Here is a 16,767-nt window from a genome sequence, read left to right on the forward strand (position 1 = left end):
TCAGTTTCTCCCGTCCGGCGCGGTGAGGTCGCGGATGCCGTCGCCGACCAGGTTGATCGCCAGTACCAGCAACGCCAGGACGATGCCGGGAATCACGATCACCCAGGGCTGAAAGAACATGTAGGCCTTGCCTTCGGCGACCATCAGGCCCCATGACGGCGTCGGCGGCTGGACGCCGAGACCGAGGAAGCTCAGCGTCGATTCGAGCAGGATCGCGTGGGCCATCTCCAGCGTGGCGACCACGGTCAGCGCGCTCATCAGGTTAGGCAGCAACTCGCGCACCAGGATGTACGGCGTCGATGCCCCCAGCGCCTTGGCTGCGGCGATGAATTCGGCATCGCGCAGCTGCTGCGTGGCCGAGCGCGTGACGATGGCGAAACGGTCCCACAGCAGCAGCCCGAGCAGCACGATCACCACCTGCAGCGAGCCGCCGACCAGCGATGCCATCGCCAGCGCCACCAGCACCACCGGCATCGCCAGCCGCGTGGTGATGATGTAGCTGATGACCGCATCGACACGCCCGCCGTAGTAGCCGGCCAGCACGCCGAGCGTCGTGCCGATCGCGCCGGAAATCACGGCCGTGACGCCGCCGATGATCAGCGACACGCGTGCGCCGAACAGCAGCCGGCTCAGGTAGTCGCGGCCCAGCTTGTCGGTGCCGAGAATGTGGTCCCAGGTGCCCTTGTCGTGCCAGATCGGCGGTATCAGGCGGCGTGTCACGTCCTGCGCATACGGATCGTGCGGCGCGAGCCACGGCGCGAAGATCGCGGCCAGCACGATCAGCCCGAGGATCACGGCGCCGATGGTGAGGCCGTGCTGGCCGAGCACGCGGCGCAGCAGCTTGCGCCAGGCCGGTGTGGGCGGCAGGGTCAGCGAAGGCTTTGCAGGCATCGCCGGCGCGGAGGAATTGGAGAGCGTCGAAGCGGTCATGTTCATCTCCTCAGCGCGTGCGCATGCGCGGGTCTAGCGCGGCATTCAGCACGTCGGCCACGAAGGTCAGGCCGATGTAGAACACGGCAATGATCAGCACGACCGCCTGCACCACCGGGTAGTCGTTGCGTGAGATCGAGTCCCACGCGAGCTGTCCGAGCCCCTGCATCGAATACACCGATTCGATGACGACCGAACCGCCGAGCATGAAGCCCAGCTCCACCGCAGCCAAGGCCACCACCGGAATGATCGCGTTGCGCAGCGCATGCTTGAAGACCACGCGCGACGGGCTCAGGCCCTTGGCGCGCGCGGTGCGGATGTAGTCGGAGCCGAGCACGTCGAGCATGCCGGCGCGGGTCAGCCGCATCATGGCCGGCATGGCATAGTAGCCAAGAGCGATGGCCGGCAGGACGAAGTGCTGCCAGGTGCCGTTTCCCGCCACCGGCAGCCACTTGAGGCCGACCGAGAAGACGATGATCAGCGTCAGCGCGAACCAGAAGGTCGGCATCGCCTGCCCCACCACGGCGATCATCAGAGAGACCCGATCGATCCAGGTGTCGCGGTAGATCGCGGCCAGCACGCCGAGCGGGATCGCCACGATCACCGCCAGCAGCAAGGCCACGCCGCCGAGCTTCAGCGTGATCGGCAGGCGCTCGCCGATCAGCTCCACCACCGTGTTCTGGAAGTAGAACGAGCGCCCGAAATCGAGCCGCACCGCTGCCCCGAGCCAGTCGAAGAACTGCGATGCGATCGGCTGGTCGAGCCCGTACTGCACGCGGATCTTCTCCACGTCGGCGGCTGTCGATTCCGGCCCGGCGATGGCCGTGGCCAGATCGCCCGAGAGGTGCAGCAGCATGAAGCTGATGACGGCCACGGTCAGCATGACGCTGAGCGCGACCAGCAGCCGGCGAAAGATGTAGATCAGCATGTGGCGAGCCCGGCAGGTCGGCTTACTTCCAGCTCGCCGCGAAGAAGCGCGGCAGCTCGTCCGGCTGCGCGTCGAACTTCAGGTCCGACGTGAATGCGTAGTTGGTCGAGTACGAGAACAGCGGTGCCCACATCGCCTGCTCCGAGATGCGCTGCAGCGCCTGCCCGTACTTGGCCTTGCGCTCGGTCTTGTCGACCGTGGCGTCGGCGGTCTGCAGTAATGCGATGGTCTGCGGGTCCTTGGCCGTGTCGTCCGGGCCGCCCTTGAAGTAGTTGCCGGCGAAGGCCGATGCGTCATTGATCGAGAACGATCCCCATGCCTGGAACGACAGCGGCGCGCGGCCCGAGCGGAGTTCGTTGCGCAGCGCCGGGTACTGCACGAAATGCAGTCGTGCACGGATGCCGATCTTGCGCAGGTCGCCGATCATCGCTTCGGCATATTCGCGCTCGCGATAGGCCCAGAGGTCGGTGTCGAAACCGTTGGGGAAACCGGCTTCGGCCAGCAGCGCCTTGGCTTTCGTCGGGTTGTATTCGTACTTCACGACCTTGGCCGTCTCGCAGCCGAACTGGGTGCGGAAGCAAGGCGCATACACCGGCTGGCTGCCGCCACGCACCAGGCTGTCGGCCAGGCCCTTGCGGTTGATCGCCATGTTCACCGCCTGGCGCACGCGCACGTCCTTGAACGGCGTGGATTCCGGCGTGGTGCCGTTGTTATTGATCGACATGAAGCCGACGCGCATCGTCTCGCCGCTGAGCACGGTGAGGTTCGGCGCGGCCTTGAGCGATTCGGCCTGGTCGGCGGGCACGCGCCAGATCCAGTCGACGGCGCCTGTCATCAGTTGCGCGAGGCGTGCTTCGGGGTCGCGGATGATCACGAACCTGACGTTGCCGATCTTCGGCTGCGGCACCGGGCTGTCCTTGAAGTATGCCGTGTTCTTCACCATCGTCACGCCCTGGCCGGGAATGACCGCCGTGATCTTGTACGGGCCGGTGCCGATCGGCGCCTTGCTGTAGCCCTCCAGCCCGACCTTCCTGAAGTACGCGGCGGGGTAGATCGGCGTCGGGCCAGCCAGGTATTCGAGCGTGGCCGGGAACGGTGTCTTCAGGTTGATGCGCACCTGATATTCGCCGATCTTCTCGACGTTCTTTATCCAGTCGGTGTTCTGGCGCGTCGCGATCTTGGCGTCGGGGCCGACGACTTCGTTGAAGGTGAAGACCACGTCGTCGGCACTGAACTTGTCGCCGTTCTGGAACGTCACGCCCTGGCGCAGGGTCACGTTGAGCGCGGTCGGCGAGTCCCACTTCCATGCAGTGGCGAGTTGCGGCTTGAACTCGCCGGTCTTGGTGTCGCGGTAGATCAGCGTGTCCCAGGCCATGGCCGAGAGGATCACGCCTTCGCGCATGTTGTTGTGATACGGGCTGACGTTCTCGACTTCGCTGTCGGAGGCGTAGGTCAGCGTGTCGTTGCCCTTGCCGGCGTGCACCGAAGCTGCGGCGGCGGCAAGCGCCATTGCCAGGATGGCACGTTGCACCAGAGTGGTGGATGGAAATTCCATAACAAGCTCCTTGAAAGAAAAATCGAACGGTTCGCGTGAACAATCGCAAGAATGGAGCCGCACCTGCGTTTCATCCCTTACAGAATTTCGACCCGGTCGATGCCGAAACGGCAATGCTCCAACACATGTCAGGTCCCACCCGATGGCCACTTCCCAACTCATCGCGCGCCAGCTCCAGGACACGGCCCTGCGCTACTTCCTGGAGGTGGTGCGCTGCGGCTCGATCAGCGAAGCGTCGACGCGCCTCAACGTCGCCAGCTCCGCCATCAGCCGGCACATCGCGCATCTGGAGTCGTTGCTCGGCGTGAGTCTTTTCGACCGGCATGCGCGCGGCATGGTGCCGAACGCGGCCGGCGAACTGCTGGCCGTGCATGCGATCCGCACGGCACACGACGCGGAGCGCGTGGTCACGGACGTGCATGCGCTGCAGGGCATGCAGCGCGGACGGGTGCGCATCGTGGCGACCGAAGGATTCGCGATGGAGTTCCTGCCGCGCGTGATCGGCAAGTTCATCGAGGCGCACCCCGGCATCCAGTTCCACCTGGGCGTGCATCCGCCGGCCGAGAGCACGCGCCGCATCCTGCTGGGGGATGCCGACATCGGACTCGTGATGAGCCGCGGCGCGGAGAAGGACATCAGGATCGAACACCTGCAGCCATCGCCGGTGATGGCGGTGATGCGGCACACGCATCCGCTGGTGCGATTCGGGCAGGTCAGCCTGCGCCAGCTGATGGCGTATCCACTCGCACTACCGGAGCCGGACACGACCGTGCGCCAGCTCTTCGACATCGCCTGTCACCGGCAACGGTTGCCGGTAGAACCGGTGCTGACCAGCTCCTACATCGCCAGCCTGCTCGGCTTCCTGACGCACGCGCCGCTGGGCATCACGATCTGCGGCGAGATATCGGTGCGCTACCAGATCGAGCGCGGTGAACTGGTCGCGATGCCGCTGAAGGACAAGGGCCTGGACCTGCGCAACATCGAGGTGCAGACCCTGGTGGGCCGCACGCTGTCGCGCACGGCGCAGGCTTTTCTGGATTATCTGAAGGGGCAGCTGGCGGGCTAGCCTCAATCCTTAAAGAGTTTTTCCAAAGACTTGAGGCTGGACTTCGGCATTAGGTCAGAAGGCCTATGGCGAACTCGCGCGTGCAGATTAAGACTCGGCACAGGGGTGGGCGTGCCAGGTCGTTCTCGCCGAGCGGGTCGAGCAGGCGCCCAAGTGTTCTCTTCAGGAGTCTCCATGGCTTTGCCCAATCTTTTTTACGGACCGCATGACGGAACCATGCGCGGCGCCTCGCCGACGGCGCTCGCAGTTGGCGATTCGTGGTTTTGGTATCCGTTCGACAATTTGCTCGGCGAGATCGCCAGGCAGCGTCCTCTGCAGTCGATCGTGGTTGCGGGGTACAACGGATCGGAATCCTCGGAATGGGACACGAAGTACGCCAGGTCCATCGACACGACATTCGACATGTTCGCCAGGGGACCACTCGTGAAGGCACTGCTGCTCAGCGGAGGCGGTAACGATATCGTAGGCACCACAAATTTTCGCAAACTCGTGAAGGCAGATTGCTCACCTTGCAACACCGTCCAGAGTTGCTACGCACCAGGCGAACCCGATGCGGTCCTGAATGCAATTGCAGGGCACTACCGCAAGTTGATTGCAAAGTTCCGGTCGTTCAACGCCAACGCCGTCGTGGTAATGCACAACTACGACGATGCCTATCCCACGGGCGACGGCGTCTTCGGGCCCGCCAATTGGCTCAAGGCTCCGATGGACCGATGCCAGATCCCTGACGACCTACGCCGACCTTTGTTCAAGGATCTCGTCGCGAGGCTGCTGAGAATGCAAGAGGACGTGGCTGCTGAGTTGTCTTCAGGCCCGGTCCGCACCTTGAAGACGTCAGGCACCTTGTCGGAGGATGCATGGGCGAATGAGCTGCATCCGACGCCGGCCGGCTTCAGGCTGCTCGCACAGGTTCGATTCCTGCCGGAGTTGGATGCGATCTGGGGCTTACCCGATGAGTAGGTAATGCAGCAAATACCACCCATGGACAAGCATCCGACAACCGTGACGTCGGCGCCTGAAACTCTCGGCAAGACCATCTGCCTTTTCTCCGATGGCACCGGCAACAGCGCAGCCAAGATAAGCAAAACCAATGTTTGGCGAATGTACCAGGCACTGGACCTTGGCCCGCCTCCGCCCGGACTGCACAAACAGATTGCCTTCTACGACGACGGCGTCGGCAGCGGAGGCGGCAAACTGTTCATGATGCTCGGCGGCGTGTTCGGCTTTGGGCTCAAGCGCAACGTGCTGGACCTGTATTCCTTCATCTGCCGCAACTACGAGCCCGGCGACCGCATCGTGGCCTTCGGCTTCAGCCGCGGGGCTTTCACGATCCGGTTGCTGATTGGTCTGCTTGCGCGGATCGGGGTCGCGCCCTACCGGGGAGAGCAATGCATCTCGTCGTATTCGTCGGAGATGTACAGGCGCTATCGCCGAGAGATGCGCCTGGACAAGTGGACCTTCTCCGACCTGTTCGTACGCATCCAGCGCGGTCTCGCCCATACCTCCATGCGTCGGCGCGGGCTGGACCCAGACCTTGCCGCACGCGAGCTCGGTGACGACGTCATCCGTTTTGTCGGCGTATGGGACACGGTAGCGGCCTATGGCACGCCGATTGCGGAGCTGACGCGCGGCGTCGACCGCTGGATCTGGCCGCTATCGCTGAAGGACTATACGTTGTCGAAAAAGGTGATGGGTGCCTGCCACGCACTCTCGCTCGACGACGAGCGCGACACCTTCCATCCGCTGCTTTGGGACGAAGTCGACGAGATGACCGATCGTTTGAAGCAGGTCTGGTTCGTGGGCATGCATTCGGACGTCGGCGGCGGGTACCCAGATGGCAGCCTGTCGTTGGTTCCGCTCGAATGGATGATGCAGAACGCAGTCAACGTCGGTGGTCTTAGGCTGGAAGCGGGAGCGCTGACCAAGGTGCAGCAGAAGATGAACGAGTTGGGTCCGATGCACGACTCACGCGCGGGCTTCGCGGGCTATTACCGTTACCAGCCGCGACGACTCAGCGCTCGCCTGACCCAACCCAAGCCCGGTACGCAACTGATGCAGGATCCGGACCCTCGGCAAGCACATGGCCGCCTGACGAAGGTGGTTGTGCATCCAAGCGTCGTTCGCCGCATCAAGGGTGGCACCGACGGCTACCGCCCGATTACCTTGCCCAGCACCGGCTTCGAAATCGAGGGCACGGCGCAGGTTCCGAGTCCGGCAACCTGCACCTTGGCGGCGGGCACTGCAATCGTCTGGAACAAGGTATGGCAAAGGCGCGTCGCATACTTCTTTGCCATCACCTTCACGATCCTGCTTGTTCTGATGCCGCTGATGAATGACCCCTCCGACTGTTCGGGGCCGACATGCCTGGTGTCGCCCGCGGTTTCGGCAGCAGGCGAATTGCTTCCGGGTGTGCTGCGGTTCTGGGTACACGCTTGGGCAAACAGCCCCGCCCTCTTCGTCGGACTGGCCGGGGGTGCAATGTTTCTGATGGCGCGAGGTCGAGGTATCCAGCGCGCGATAGACGACGTGATGCGCAGCATCTGGAAGCGTACGTTGGCGGCATCGGATTCGCCCCCCGTCGCGCCGCCGACGGTCAGTGCATCCGATCGGCTCATCGAACGGCTCCGCACCAACTCGATCTATCAGACTTTCTTTCAATTTCTCAAATGGCGGGCTGTGCCAACTGCCTTCGGGTTCGCAGTCCTCGCGCTCTTCACCGTGGTGGCAATAACGGCCATCTACCGGGTGCCGCTGCTGTTTCCTTGGACGAACGCGAGCGTGATGTACTGCGCCTCGAAAGCACAACTCAATCCCGTCAGCGTGGCGTCTTTGACCGCGGATGGCCTCTTTGCGACAAAAGACCCTTGCTGGTCCACTGGTCTGGTCGTTCAGGAAGGTGCGCAATACCGTCTGAAGCTCGTGGTCGATGAGCCCTGGAGCGACGATCACGGCACGATCCCCGCCTCACCCCTGGGCTTTCCGATCGGCGAGATGACTTGGTGGAAACGCCCCTTCTTGCCGTTTGTTCGCCGGATCCTGACGGCCGAGTATTTCCAGCCGGGCGTAACCATTCGGAATGCGAAGGGGCACTACTTCACCTTTCCGGTGAGGATGCTTGCCGACTCGCCGGACCTCGACGCAACGAATTTCAGCGGCAGCTTCGCGTCGCCTGCGAGCGGTGAAGTGTTTCTGTTCGTGAATGATGCGTTGCGCGTTTCGTCTGGCGATGGACCGCCGGAGCACTACGGCAACAACAGAGGAACGAGCAAGGTTTCGATCGAGCGCCTGCCCTATTCGGCACTGTTGATGCAGGACAAGTGACAGGGCCCAAGCCCGAAAACCAGATGGCGTGTTAGCCGTTCCGGAAAATGAAACTGTACGCATTCAGCGCAGGCACTCCGCCCAAGTGCGCATACAGCACCTTCGAGCCCTCGGGAAATTCCCCAAGCCGCACCTTCTCGATCATCCCGTGCATCGACTTGCCCTCGTAAACCGGGTCGGTCAGCATCCCTTCGAGGCGCGCGCACAGGCGGATCGCTTCGAGCGTGCCTTCGTTCGGAAGGCCATATTCCGGTCCGCCGAAACGCGTATCGAGCACCACGTCTTTCTCGGTGATCTCGCGGCCGAGACCGACCAGTTCGGCGGTGTTGCGGGCGATGCGCAGCACCTGGTCGTAGGTCTGCTGCGGCTTGGCCGATGCGTCGATGCCGATCACGCGGTCGGCCCGGCCGTCTTCGGCAAAACCGACGACCATGCCGGCCTGCGTGCTGCCGGTGACGGCGCAGACGACGACATAGTCGAATTTGATGCCCATCTCGGCTTCCTGCTGGCGCACTTCTTCGGCGAAGGCCACGAAGCCGAGCCCGCCTTTCGGATGCTCCGAACAGCCCGCGGGAATCGGGAACGGCTTGCCGCCGGCCTGGCGCACGCTCTCCATCGCGTCTTCCCAGCTCTTGCGGATGCCGATGTCGAATCCGGCGGCGTCGAGCCGCACGTCGGCGCCCATGATCCGAGACATCTCGATGTTGCCGACGCGGTCGTAGACGGCGTCCGAATAATTGACCCAGTTCTCCTGCACCAGCACGCACTTGAGGCCGAGGTGCGCGGCAACCGCTGCCACCTGGCGCGTCTGGTTCGACTGGATGCCGCCGATGGACACCAGCGTGTCGTAGCCGCCTTCGAGCGCTTCGGGAATGAGGTATTCGAGCTTGCGGGTCTTGTTGCCGCCGAAGGCCAGGCCGCTGTTGCAGTCCTCGCGCTTGGCGAAAAGCTCGACCTTGCCGCCGAGGTGGGCGCTGAGGCGTTTGAGCGGCTGGATCGGCGACGGGCCGAAGGTCAGCGGGTAGCGCGGGAATTGCTGCAGATTCATGGTCGTTGGTCCTGAAGAAGATCGATGCTGGAATGGATCGATCTTAGGAATTAAGCTGCGCCACAGGGTTGCAAAATATCGGCTCTTTGCCTAACGGATCCGCCGCATCGCTGCAGTTTTCGTTTTTAAATTAAGTCGATATACAAATGAACGCAACAAAACGCCAGACTCAAAGCGTCACTGCGGAAGCGCCGCTCAAAGACACGCTCGACCGCACCGACAGGGCGATTCTCCGGGCACTTCAGCGCGATGCGTCGGTGTCCAACGTGGCGTTGGCAGTCAAGGTCAACCTGAGCGCGCCAGCCTGCCTGCGCCGCGTCGAGCGACTGAAATCCATCGGCATGATCCGCGGCATCGTCGCGCTGCTCGAACCGCGTGCGGTCGATGCCGGGATGCTGGTGATGATCGGCGTGGTGCTCGACCGCTCGACGCCGGAATCCTTCGCCGAATTCGAGAAGGCAGTGCACAAGGTCTCGGGCTGCCTCGAATGCCATGTCGTTACAGGCGAGTTCGACTATTTCATGCTGCTGCGAACGCGCGACCATGAAAGCTTCAACCGGTTGCACGCCGAACAGCTGCTCTATCTGCCGGGCGTTAGGCAGATCCGCAGCTTCATGGTGCTCAAGGAAGTGCTTTCTACGACGCAGCTGACGGTGTAGCCGCTATCGCCGCTGCCGAGGAACCGCGCACCACCAGGTGCCCCGGCAACATCAGCTGCCGGGCCGGACCTTCCAGCCCCCTCAGCCGCTCGATCAGGCAGTTCGCGGCACCGCGTCCGATGGCGTCGGTCGGCTGTTCGATGGCGCTCAATCCCGGACCGACGAGCGGCGCCCATTCCGGATCGTCGAAACCGATGAAGCCCAACTCCCGGCCGAATTGCCAGCCGAGTCGCGTCATCGCAGCCGCGATACGCAGCGTAACGACCGCATTGCCGGTGATCAGCGCGGCGCGGCGCGTCGGGGTCGAACGTGCGTGGAGCTTGCGCAACGCTTCGTCGAGCGCACCGGTCGCACTCTCATCGCACTCGAAAATCTCGCCCGCGACACCGTCCACAGCATGCGCCGCCACGAAGTCTCCGAACGCAGCCGTGCGCTCGCGACGCGTGCTGACGTCCTTCACCGGCTCCGACACGTAGAGCAGCTCGCTCCAGCCGCTGTCCACCAGATGCGTGCAGGCCAGATCGACCGCACCGACGTTGTCGAGCGACACGAAATCCGCCTCCATGCCGTCATGCCGACGGTCGACCAGCACCGCCGGTTTGCCGTGCATCGTCACCGCATCGACCGCACCCGCGCCGCGTCCGAGCGTGTTGAGGATGAACCCATCGACCTGGTAGCTGGCCAGCGCATTGATCGCTTCGCGCTCGCGGCCGTACTCGTTGCCGAGGTTGAACAGCATCACGAGGTAGCCGGCGTCCTGGCAGGCCTTCTCGGCGCCGCGCAGCACGGCGACGGAATACGGATTGGTGATGTCCGCAACGATCAGCCCGATGAGCTTCGAACGGCCGCGACTCAGTGCCTGCGCCATCGGATTGGGTGAAAAGCCGAGCGCCGCAATGGCGGTCTCGACGCGCGTCGCAATGTCCGGGCTCAGCAGCCGCTCGCGGTGGTTCAGGAAGCGCGACACCGTCGCCTTCGACACGCCCGCCGCCTGCGCCACGTCGGCGATGGTGGCTCGTCCCGAACTGGACAGAGGCGGACGCGGTATGCGAACTCCCACGGTGTTCAGCCTTCAGCCACCCGATGTGTCGAACACCGCAGTCGGTCGTTCGCCGGCCAGCGCCTGCAGGAGATTGGTCGTCGCCAGCTCGGCCATCGCATGCCGCGTCTCGTGCGTGGCCGAGCCGATGTGCGGCAGCGGCGTGACGCGCGGATGCGTGCGCAACGGCGAAGCGGACGGCAACGGCTCCTTGGCGAACACGTCGAGGCCGGCAGCGCGCAGCGTGCCGGTGTCGAGCGCGGCGAGCAGCGCGTCTTCGTTCACGGTGGCGCCGCGCCCGCCGTTGATGAAGACGGCGCCGGGCTTCATCGCACCGAACACCTTGGCATCGATCATCCCGCGCGTGGCGTCCGACAGCGGCAGCATCGCGACGACAAAATCGGCACGCGCAAGAAGCTCCTCGAGCGGCGTGTGCACCGCCCTGCCCTGCAGCTCCGGCGCCTGCGCAGACAGGTCGACCGGACGGCGTGCGTGGTACAGCACCGGCATGCCGAAACCCAGCGCCGCCCGGCGCGCGATCGCCTGTCCGATGCGGCCGAAGCCGAGCAGGCCGACTGTCTTGCCATGCACGTCGAAGCCGAACAGCTCTTCGCCGATGTTCTGCGTCCAGCGGCCTTCTCGTACCAGATTCGACACTTCGACGATGCGGCGGCTGGTCGCCATCAGCAGCGCGAACACCGCATCGGCGACCGATTCGTCGAGCACGCCGGGTGTGTGGCACAGGACGATGCCGCGCGCATGCAATGCCGCCAGCGCGTAGTTGTCGACGCCGACGGACACGCTGGAGATCGCTTCGAGATTCGGCGCAGCGTCGAGCAGCGCGGCGTCGATGGTGTAGCTGGAGCCGATCAGCCCCTGTGCTTCGGCCAAAGTTGCATGGAATGCGTCGCGCTGCTCGGGCAGCTTCGGGTTGGCGACTGTGACGTCGTGTACGGCATGCAGCCGCGCCAACTGGTCTTCCGGCAGCTCGCGGAAAACGAGGACCTTCTTTCGGATCGGTTCGATGCTCACAGCCCGGCCTCCTCGAGTTGAGCCCGCGTCGGCAGGCCTTCGGTGTCGCCCAGCACCTGCACGGCGCGGGCGCCGATCCAGCTGCCGCGCCGTACGGCGTCGGGAACTGAACGGCCTTCGAGCAAGGCACTGACGACGCCGGCAGCAAAGCCGTCTCCGGCGCCCACGGTATCGATCACTACCTCGACCGGGAAGCCCGGGACGCGTCCGGTGCCTGCGGTGTCGCTGTCGTAATAGGCGCCCTCGGCGCCGAGCTTGACCACGACCAGCTTCGCGCCGAGCCGGCGGTAGAAAGCGGCGATGCCTTCGGGTGTCGATTCGCCAGTGAGCAGCAGGCCTTCCTCGATGCCGGGTAGCACCCAATCGGCGCGCGACGCGAGGTCGTTGATGGCGTTGCGCATCGCATCGGTCGAGGCCCAGAGCGTCGGTCGCAGGTTGGGATCGAAGGAGATCGTGCGGCCGGCGGCGCGCATGGTGTCCATGGTCCTGATCGCGGCCGGCAGCGTGGTCGCCGAAATGGCCGGGAACACGCCGGTCGCATGCAGGTGGCGGGCCGAACGCAGCCATTCGACGTCGACATCGTCAGCCGTCATCTGGCTGGCTGCCGAGCCTTTGCGGTGATATTCCACCGGCGGATCGCTGCCGTCGGTGACGCGGCCCTTGAACTGGAAGCCGGTGCGCTGCGATGCGTCGCAGATCACGTGCGCGCAGTCGATGCCTTCGCTCTTCATCGCCGAAAGAAGGTAGCGACCCATCGAATCGGTGCCGAGCCGGCTGGCCCAGCCGACTTTCAAACCGAGCCGCGACAGGCCGATGGCGACATTGGTCTCGGCACCTGCGGTGCGCTTGTGGAAAGACCCTGCGTCTTCCAGCGGTCCGGGCCGGTCGGCAACCAGCAGCAGCATCGCTTCGCCGAACAGGGCGACGTCGAATCGGGTGTCTTGCTTGTTCATCACGGTGCGCGCGAGGCGCGGATCGACGCGACATGGTCGCGGGTGACCGCGGCGAGGTCGTCGCCGATGAGCGGATATTCGATGGCATGCGGCACATCGGCAGGCAGTGCGCGCAACACGGCACGCCACGGCGCCACGGAGTCCGTCATCGGCACCGCGACCCACTTGGCCGGCAGGCGCTGAGCACCCTTGCAATGCACATAACGCACGCGGTGGCCGAGCGCTTTAGCGGCTTCCAGCGGGCATTCGCCGACCCAGTGCCAGTTGCCCATGTCGAAGGTCATGCCGAGGTCGAGCCCGGCATGGTCGGCCGCCTTGAAGAACCTGAGCAGCGCCGGCAGCGTGCCGCCGGCGACGGTCTGGTCGTTCTCTATCAACAGCTCGATACGCGTCTCGGCCAGCTGCACCTTCAGGCCCCACAGCGAGCCGTGCGAGATTGCCTGGAAGCCGCCGATCGACATCTTGAGCCGCTTGGCACCGAGTGCCGTCGCAGCCGCGATGCCGCGCGCGAGCGCAGCGCTGTCGAGCCAGCCGCCCTCGGCCCACAGGCCTTCCGGGCTGCTGTAGACCGACGCGAGGCCGTTCATCGCGGGCAGCTCGGTAGCCGGATCGCGCAGCAGTTCGCCGCGCACTTCGACCGAATCGGCACCGGCCGCACGGGCCATCTGCGCGCACCACAACTGGCCGTGGCGACCGACTTCGGCGGCGCCGAAGGAAGAGAGGGAAATCAGAACGGGAAAAGTCACATCAGCCTTGGTGAGAACTCAGGATCTGGCCCAGGAACTGGCGCGTCTTCGGGTCTTTCGGATTGCCGAAGAACTCGGTCGGCGGCGCCTGTTCGACGATCTTGCCGTCGGCCATGAAGATCACCCGATCCGCCACGCTGCGCGCGAAGCCCATCTCGTGCGTCACGCACAACATGGTCATGCCGTCTTCGGCAAGGCCGATCATGGTATCGAGGACTTCCTTCACCATCTCCGGATCGAGCGCAGAAGTGGGCTCGTCGAACAGCATGATCTTGGGCGACATGCACAGCGCGCGCGCAATGGCGACCCGCTGCTGCTGACCGCCCGACAGCTGGCTCGGATATTTCTTCGCCTGCTCCGGAATGCGCACACGCGTGAGGTACTTCATCGCGACCTCCTCAGCCTGCGCCTTGTCCATGCCGCGCGAACGCATCGGCGCCAGCGTGCAGTTTTCCAGGATCGTGAGGTGCGGAAACAGGTTGAACTGCTGGAACACCATGCCGACTTCTGCTCGCACCGCATCGACATTCTTGCCGCCGGCAGTGAGGTCGATGCCGTCGACCACGATGCGGCCCTTCTGCACCGACTCCAGCCGGTTGATGCAGCGGATCAGCGTCGACTTGCCGGAGCCCGACGGCCCGCAGATCACGATGCGCTCGCCGGTCCGCACCGACAGGTCGATGCCGGTCAGCACCTGGAAGTCGCCGTACCACTTGTTCACCGCCTCCATGCGGATGATGGGATCGCCAGTCGCTGTGTCGGTCATGGATGTTGGGTCGAAAAGATTCAGTTCAGCTTGGGCAGGTCGGCGCCGAGCCACTTCTGATAGAGCTTGTTGAGCTCGCCATTGGCCGTGTTCTTCGCGACGAAATCGTTCACCGCCTTCGTCAGCTCGTCCTGGCCCGGGCGCATCGCGATGCCCATCGCCTGCTGCACCAGCGTGAACTTGTTCTCGAAGGTGTCGGCGGGCACGCGCTTGGCGATCTGCGCGGCGACCGTCACCGAGCAGCCGATGGCATCGACCTGGCCTGACATCAGCGCCTGCATGGCCGATGCGTCGTCGTCGAAGCGGCGGATTTCCGTGCCCTCGGGCGCGGCCTTGGTCACGGCCACGTCCTGCGTGCTGGCGCGGGCAACGCCGATGCGCTGGCCCTTGAGGTCGGCCGGACCCTTGATCGCCGTGGCTTTCTTGCCGTACAGCACGATGGTCGCGGCGGCGTACGGCTGCGAGAAGCTCACCTGCTTGGCGCGCTCCGGCGTCACGGCCAGCGAGGCGACCAGCAGGTCGACCTTGCTGGTCAGCAGGAACGGGATGCGGTTCGGTCCCGTGACCGGAACGATGTTGGCTTTCACGCCCCAATCCTTCGCCAGCAGCTTCGCCACGTCGGCGTCGTAGCCGTCGGGTTCGTTCTTCGCGTTGGTCGTGCCGTAGGGCGGAAAGTCGACCAGCATGCCGATGGTGATCTCGCCCTTCTTCTTGATGTCGGCGACCGACTGCGCCTTGGCGAACGGCGCGAACACGGTCAGCGCGGCGCCGAGGCCGAGCGCGGCCATGCCTAGCGTGAGGGCGCGACGGCGGGCATCGCTCTTCTTGGCGGTGCGTGCGATGGCGATCGAGGTGGGACGGTTCATTCGAAGTCTCCTGGTTTGCAGATTCTGAAAAGGACGGGATTCAGCGGGCCAGCGCACGAGCGCGCTTGCGTTCCATGTGCGCGGCCAGCAGCGAGAGCGGCCAGCAGATGACGAAGTACAGCGCGGCCACTGTCGTGAACACTTCCAGCGGCTGGAAGGTGGCGTTGTTGATGATCTGGCCGGCGCGGGTGATTTCGGTGAAACCGATGATGGCCGCGAGCGAGGTGCCCTTGATGATCTGCACGACGTAGCCGACCGTCGGCGCGAGTGCGATCCTGAAAGCCTGCGGCAGGATCACGTCGCGCATGCGGGCCGCGTACTTGAGATTCAGCGCCTGCGCCGCTTCGACTTGGCCGCGCGGAATCGCCTCGATGCACCCGCGCCAGATTTCGCCGAGAAACGCTGCGCTGTTGAGGATCAGCGCAGCGCCGGCCGCGACCCACGGATTGATGTCCAGCCCCAGCACCGGCGCGCCGAAGAAGATCAGGAACAGTTGCAGCAGCAGCGGCGTGCCCTGGAAGATCTGGATGAAGCCGATCGCCAGGCCGCGCGCAGTCTTGCTCTCGGAGGTGCGCGCAAGCGCGATGACCAGCCCCAGGATCGCGCCGCCGACGAAGGCGATCAGCGAGAGCGCCAAAGTCCATTTGGCCGCTTCGAGGATGAAGAGAAAAGCGGAAAAGTCGAAGGTACGCATGGCTGTGTCCTCCGGCCTAGCGGCGATCCGGGTAGTTGAGCGTGCGCTTGTAGATCAGCTTGAACAGACCCGAAAACGCCATCGCCAGCAGCAGGTAGATGCCGGCAACGACGATGTAGATCTCGAAGCTGCGGAAGGTCTGCGACTGCAGGTTGGCCGCGACCGAAGTCAGGTCGTCCGCCGAGATGACCGACACCACTGCCGAACTCAGCATCAGCAGGATGAACTGACTGGTCAGCGCCGGATAGATCGCCTTGAGCGCCGGCTTGATGATGACGAATCGGAAGATTTCCCAGGGCTTCAGGTTGAGCGCCTTGCCGGCCTCTATCTGGCCCTTGGGAATCGACTCGATACCGGCCCGGATGATTTCCGTCGCATAGGCGCCGAGGTTCACCACCATCGCCGTCAGCGCCGCCGTGTACGGCGACCAGCGCAGGCCGATGGCCGGCAGCGCGAAGAAAAAAAAGAAGAGTTGCACCAGGAACGGCGTGTTCCGGATGACCTCGATGTACGCGTTGACGATGAAGCGCAGCCAGAACGGCCCGGATGTCTTGCCCCAGGCGCAGAACACCGCAATCAGCAGGCCGAGCACGGTTGCGACCAGGGAAAGCTGGACGGTGATCCAGGTTCCCTTGAGCAACAGCGGCCAGGCGGCGAAGACGGCGTCGAACTGGAACTGGTAGTTCACGGTCGGGACTCGGCAAACGGGTACGAAAGCATGACGTCCAGTTTATGAAACCGGTTTCATGCTCGCATCCGCAATTACCCTTGGACGTCCGGACTGACGCCGATCCTGCAGGGGAATTTCGAAACGTGGGCCTCGTGCGAGGCGACGTTCAGGGGAAGCGATCGTCCTCGGGACGATGCGGCACGTCGCCCAGGGCTTCGTCGTCGCGCACGTCGCGTGCGGACTTCATGAGGTCGATGGAGAGGCCGTCGCCATGCCCGGCAAAGCCCTTCGCAACGCCTTCCAGCGCCTGCGCCAGCGCTGTTTCGCCATCGTCCTGCGCATCCATGCTGATGCTCAGCACACGCGCCGACATCTGGCGGTAGCTGACCACGCCGGCTTTCTCAAGGACTGCGACCAGGTCGAGGTAGAGCGCGAGTTGAAGATCGAGGGCCAGCCGTGCGGTGGCGTCGAGGTTGTCGTTCTTGGGGGTCATG

17 protein-coding genes are annotated in these 16,767 nt (G+C 64.3%); 4 read left to right on the plus strand and 13 right to left on the minus strand.

Features of this window, described 5'->3' with window-relative positions; translation table 11 throughout:
- Genes ACSFA3_RS05215 through ACSFA3_RS05225 form a run of 3 tightly spaced genes read right to left on the minus strand, consistent with a single transcriptional unit; the run spans position 1 to position 3,368 of the window.
- Complete coding sequence (locus ACSFA3_RS05215) at positions 1-891, minus strand: ABC transporter permease (RefSeq protein WP_435504964.1); 891 nt, start codon at positions 889-891, stop codon at positions 1-3.
- Positions 892-940: 49 nt separating this feature from the next.
- Positions 941-1,858, minus strand: coding sequence for an ABC transporter permease (locus tag ACSFA3_RS05220; protein ID WP_435504320.1), 918 nt, complete (start codon positions 1,856-1,858; stop codon positions 941-943).
- Between the two features lie 22 nt (positions 1,859-1,880).
- A complete protein-coding gene (locus tag ACSFA3_RS05225) occupies positions 1,881-3,368 on the minus strand; it encodes an ABC transporter substrate-binding protein (RefSeq protein ID WP_435504965.1) in 1,488 nt (495 codons plus the stop codon).
- A 187-nt stretch (positions 3,369-3,555) separates the two neighbouring features.
- On the opposite strand from ACSFA3_RS05225, the gene ACSFA3_RS05230 reads away from it, so the two are divergent.
- From ACSFA3_RS05230 to ACSFA3_RS05240, 3 genes are all read left to right on the plus strand, one after another.
- A complete protein-coding gene (locus ACSFA3_RS05230; protein WP_435504321.1) occupies positions 3,556-4,479 on the plus strand; it encodes a LysR family transcriptional regulator in 924 nt (307 codons plus the stop codon).
- 174 nt (positions 4,480-4,653) lie between these two features.
- Complete coding sequence (locus ACSFA3_RS05235) at positions 4,654-5,439, plus strand: GDSL-type esterase/lipase family protein (protein WP_435504322.1); 786 nt, start codon at positions 4,654-4,656, stop codon at positions 5,437-5,439.
- A gap of 21 nt (positions 5,440-5,460) precedes the next feature.
- Positions 5,461-7,800, plus strand: a complete 2,340-nt coding sequence (locus tag ACSFA3_RS05240) for a DUF2235 domain-containing protein (RefSeq protein WP_435504323.1) — start codon at positions 5,461-5,463, stop codon at positions 7,798-7,800.
- A gap of 31 nt (positions 7,801-7,831) precedes the next feature.
- Here ACSFA3_RS05240 and ACSFA3_RS05245 read toward each other — a convergent pair whose 3' ends face one another.
- Positions 7,832-8,848: a 1-aminocyclopropane-1-carboxylate deaminase gene (locus ACSFA3_RS05245; protein WP_435504324.1), complete on the minus strand. Its 1,017-nt coding sequence runs from the start codon at positions 8,846-8,848 to the stop codon at positions 7,832-7,834.
- Positions 8,849-8,994: 146 nt separating this feature from the next.
- Between ACSFA3_RS05245 and ACSFA3_RS05250 the strand changes: the two genes are divergently transcribed.
- On the plus strand, positions 8,995-9,507 hold the full coding sequence (locus ACSFA3_RS05250) for an Lrp/AsnC family transcriptional regulator (protein WP_435504325.1): 513 nt from the start codon (positions 8,995-8,997) through the stop codon (positions 9,505-9,507).
- On the opposite strand, the gene ACSFA3_RS05255 is transcribed toward ACSFA3_RS05250, so the two are convergent.
- The 9 genes from ACSFA3_RS05255 to ACSFA3_RS05295 form a co-directional block, all read right to left on the minus strand.
- The gene (locus ACSFA3_RS05255) at positions 9,485-10,540 is read right to left on the minus strand and encodes a LacI family DNA-binding transcriptional regulator (RefSeq protein WP_435504966.1); all 1,056 of its coding nucleotides are present in this window, start codon (positions 10,538-10,540) and stop codon (positions 9,485-9,487) included. The two genes, ACSFA3_RS05250 and ACSFA3_RS05255, sit on opposite strands and share 23 nt — an antisense overlap.
- 39 nt (positions 10,541-10,579) lie before the next feature.
- The gene (locus ACSFA3_RS05260; protein WP_435504326.1) at positions 10,580-11,578 is read right to left on the minus strand and encodes a 2-hydroxyacid dehydrogenase; all 999 of its coding nucleotides are present in this window, start codon (positions 11,576-11,578) and stop codon (positions 10,580-10,582) included.
- Positions 11,575-12,531 carry a sugar kinase gene (locus tag ACSFA3_RS05265; protein ID WP_435504327.1) on the minus strand — a complete coding sequence of 319 codons (957 nt, stop codon included), beginning with the start codon at positions 12,529-12,531 and terminating at the stop codon, positions 11,575-11,577. The genes ACSFA3_RS05260 and ACSFA3_RS05265 overlap by 4 nt, the downstream gene beginning before the upstream one ends.
- Positions 12,531-13,277 carry a sugar phosphate isomerase/epimerase family protein gene (locus ACSFA3_RS05270; protein ID WP_435504328.1) on the minus strand — a complete coding sequence of 249 codons (747 nt, stop codon included), beginning with the start codon at positions 13,275-13,277 and terminating at the stop codon, positions 12,531-12,533. Before ACSFA3_RS05270 ends, ACSFA3_RS05265 begins: the two co-directional genes overlap by 1 nt.
- A 1-nt stretch (position 13,278) precedes the next feature.
- Positions 13,279-14,043 (minus strand): amino acid ABC transporter ATP-binding protein, encoded by a 765-nt coding sequence (locus tag ACSFA3_RS05275; protein ID WP_435504329.1) that lies wholly within the window; start codon positions 14,041-14,043, stop codon positions 13,279-13,281.
- A gap of 20 nt (positions 14,044-14,063) precedes the next feature.
- Positions 14,064-14,831 carry a transporter substrate-binding domain-containing protein gene (locus ACSFA3_RS05280; protein WP_435504967.1) on the minus strand — a complete coding sequence of 256 codons (768 nt, stop codon included), beginning with the start codon at positions 14,829-14,831 and terminating at the stop codon, positions 14,064-14,066.
- 118 nt (positions 14,832-14,949) lie between these two features.
- A complete protein-coding gene (locus ACSFA3_RS05285) occupies positions 14,950-15,603 on the minus strand; it encodes an amino acid ABC transporter permease (protein WP_435504330.1) in 654 nt (217 codons plus the stop codon).
- Positions 15,604-15,619: 16 nt separating this feature from the next.
- The gene (locus tag ACSFA3_RS05290) at positions 15,620-16,291 is read right to left on the minus strand and encodes an amino acid ABC transporter permease (RefSeq protein ID WP_435504331.1); all 672 of its coding nucleotides are present in this window, start codon (positions 16,289-16,291) and stop codon (positions 15,620-15,622) included.
- Positions 16,292-16,439: 148 nt separating this feature from the next.
- Complete coding sequence (locus tag ACSFA3_RS05295; protein ID WP_435504332.1) at positions 16,440-16,766, minus strand: hypothetical protein; 327 nt, start codon at positions 16,764-16,766, stop codon at positions 16,440-16,442.
- Position 16,767 lies beyond the last annotated feature (1 nt).

The organism is Variovorax glucosi, assembly GCF_051216695.1.
Classification (GTDB): Bacteria; Pseudomonadota; Gammaproteobacteria; order Burkholderiales; family Burkholderiaceae_C; genus Variovorax.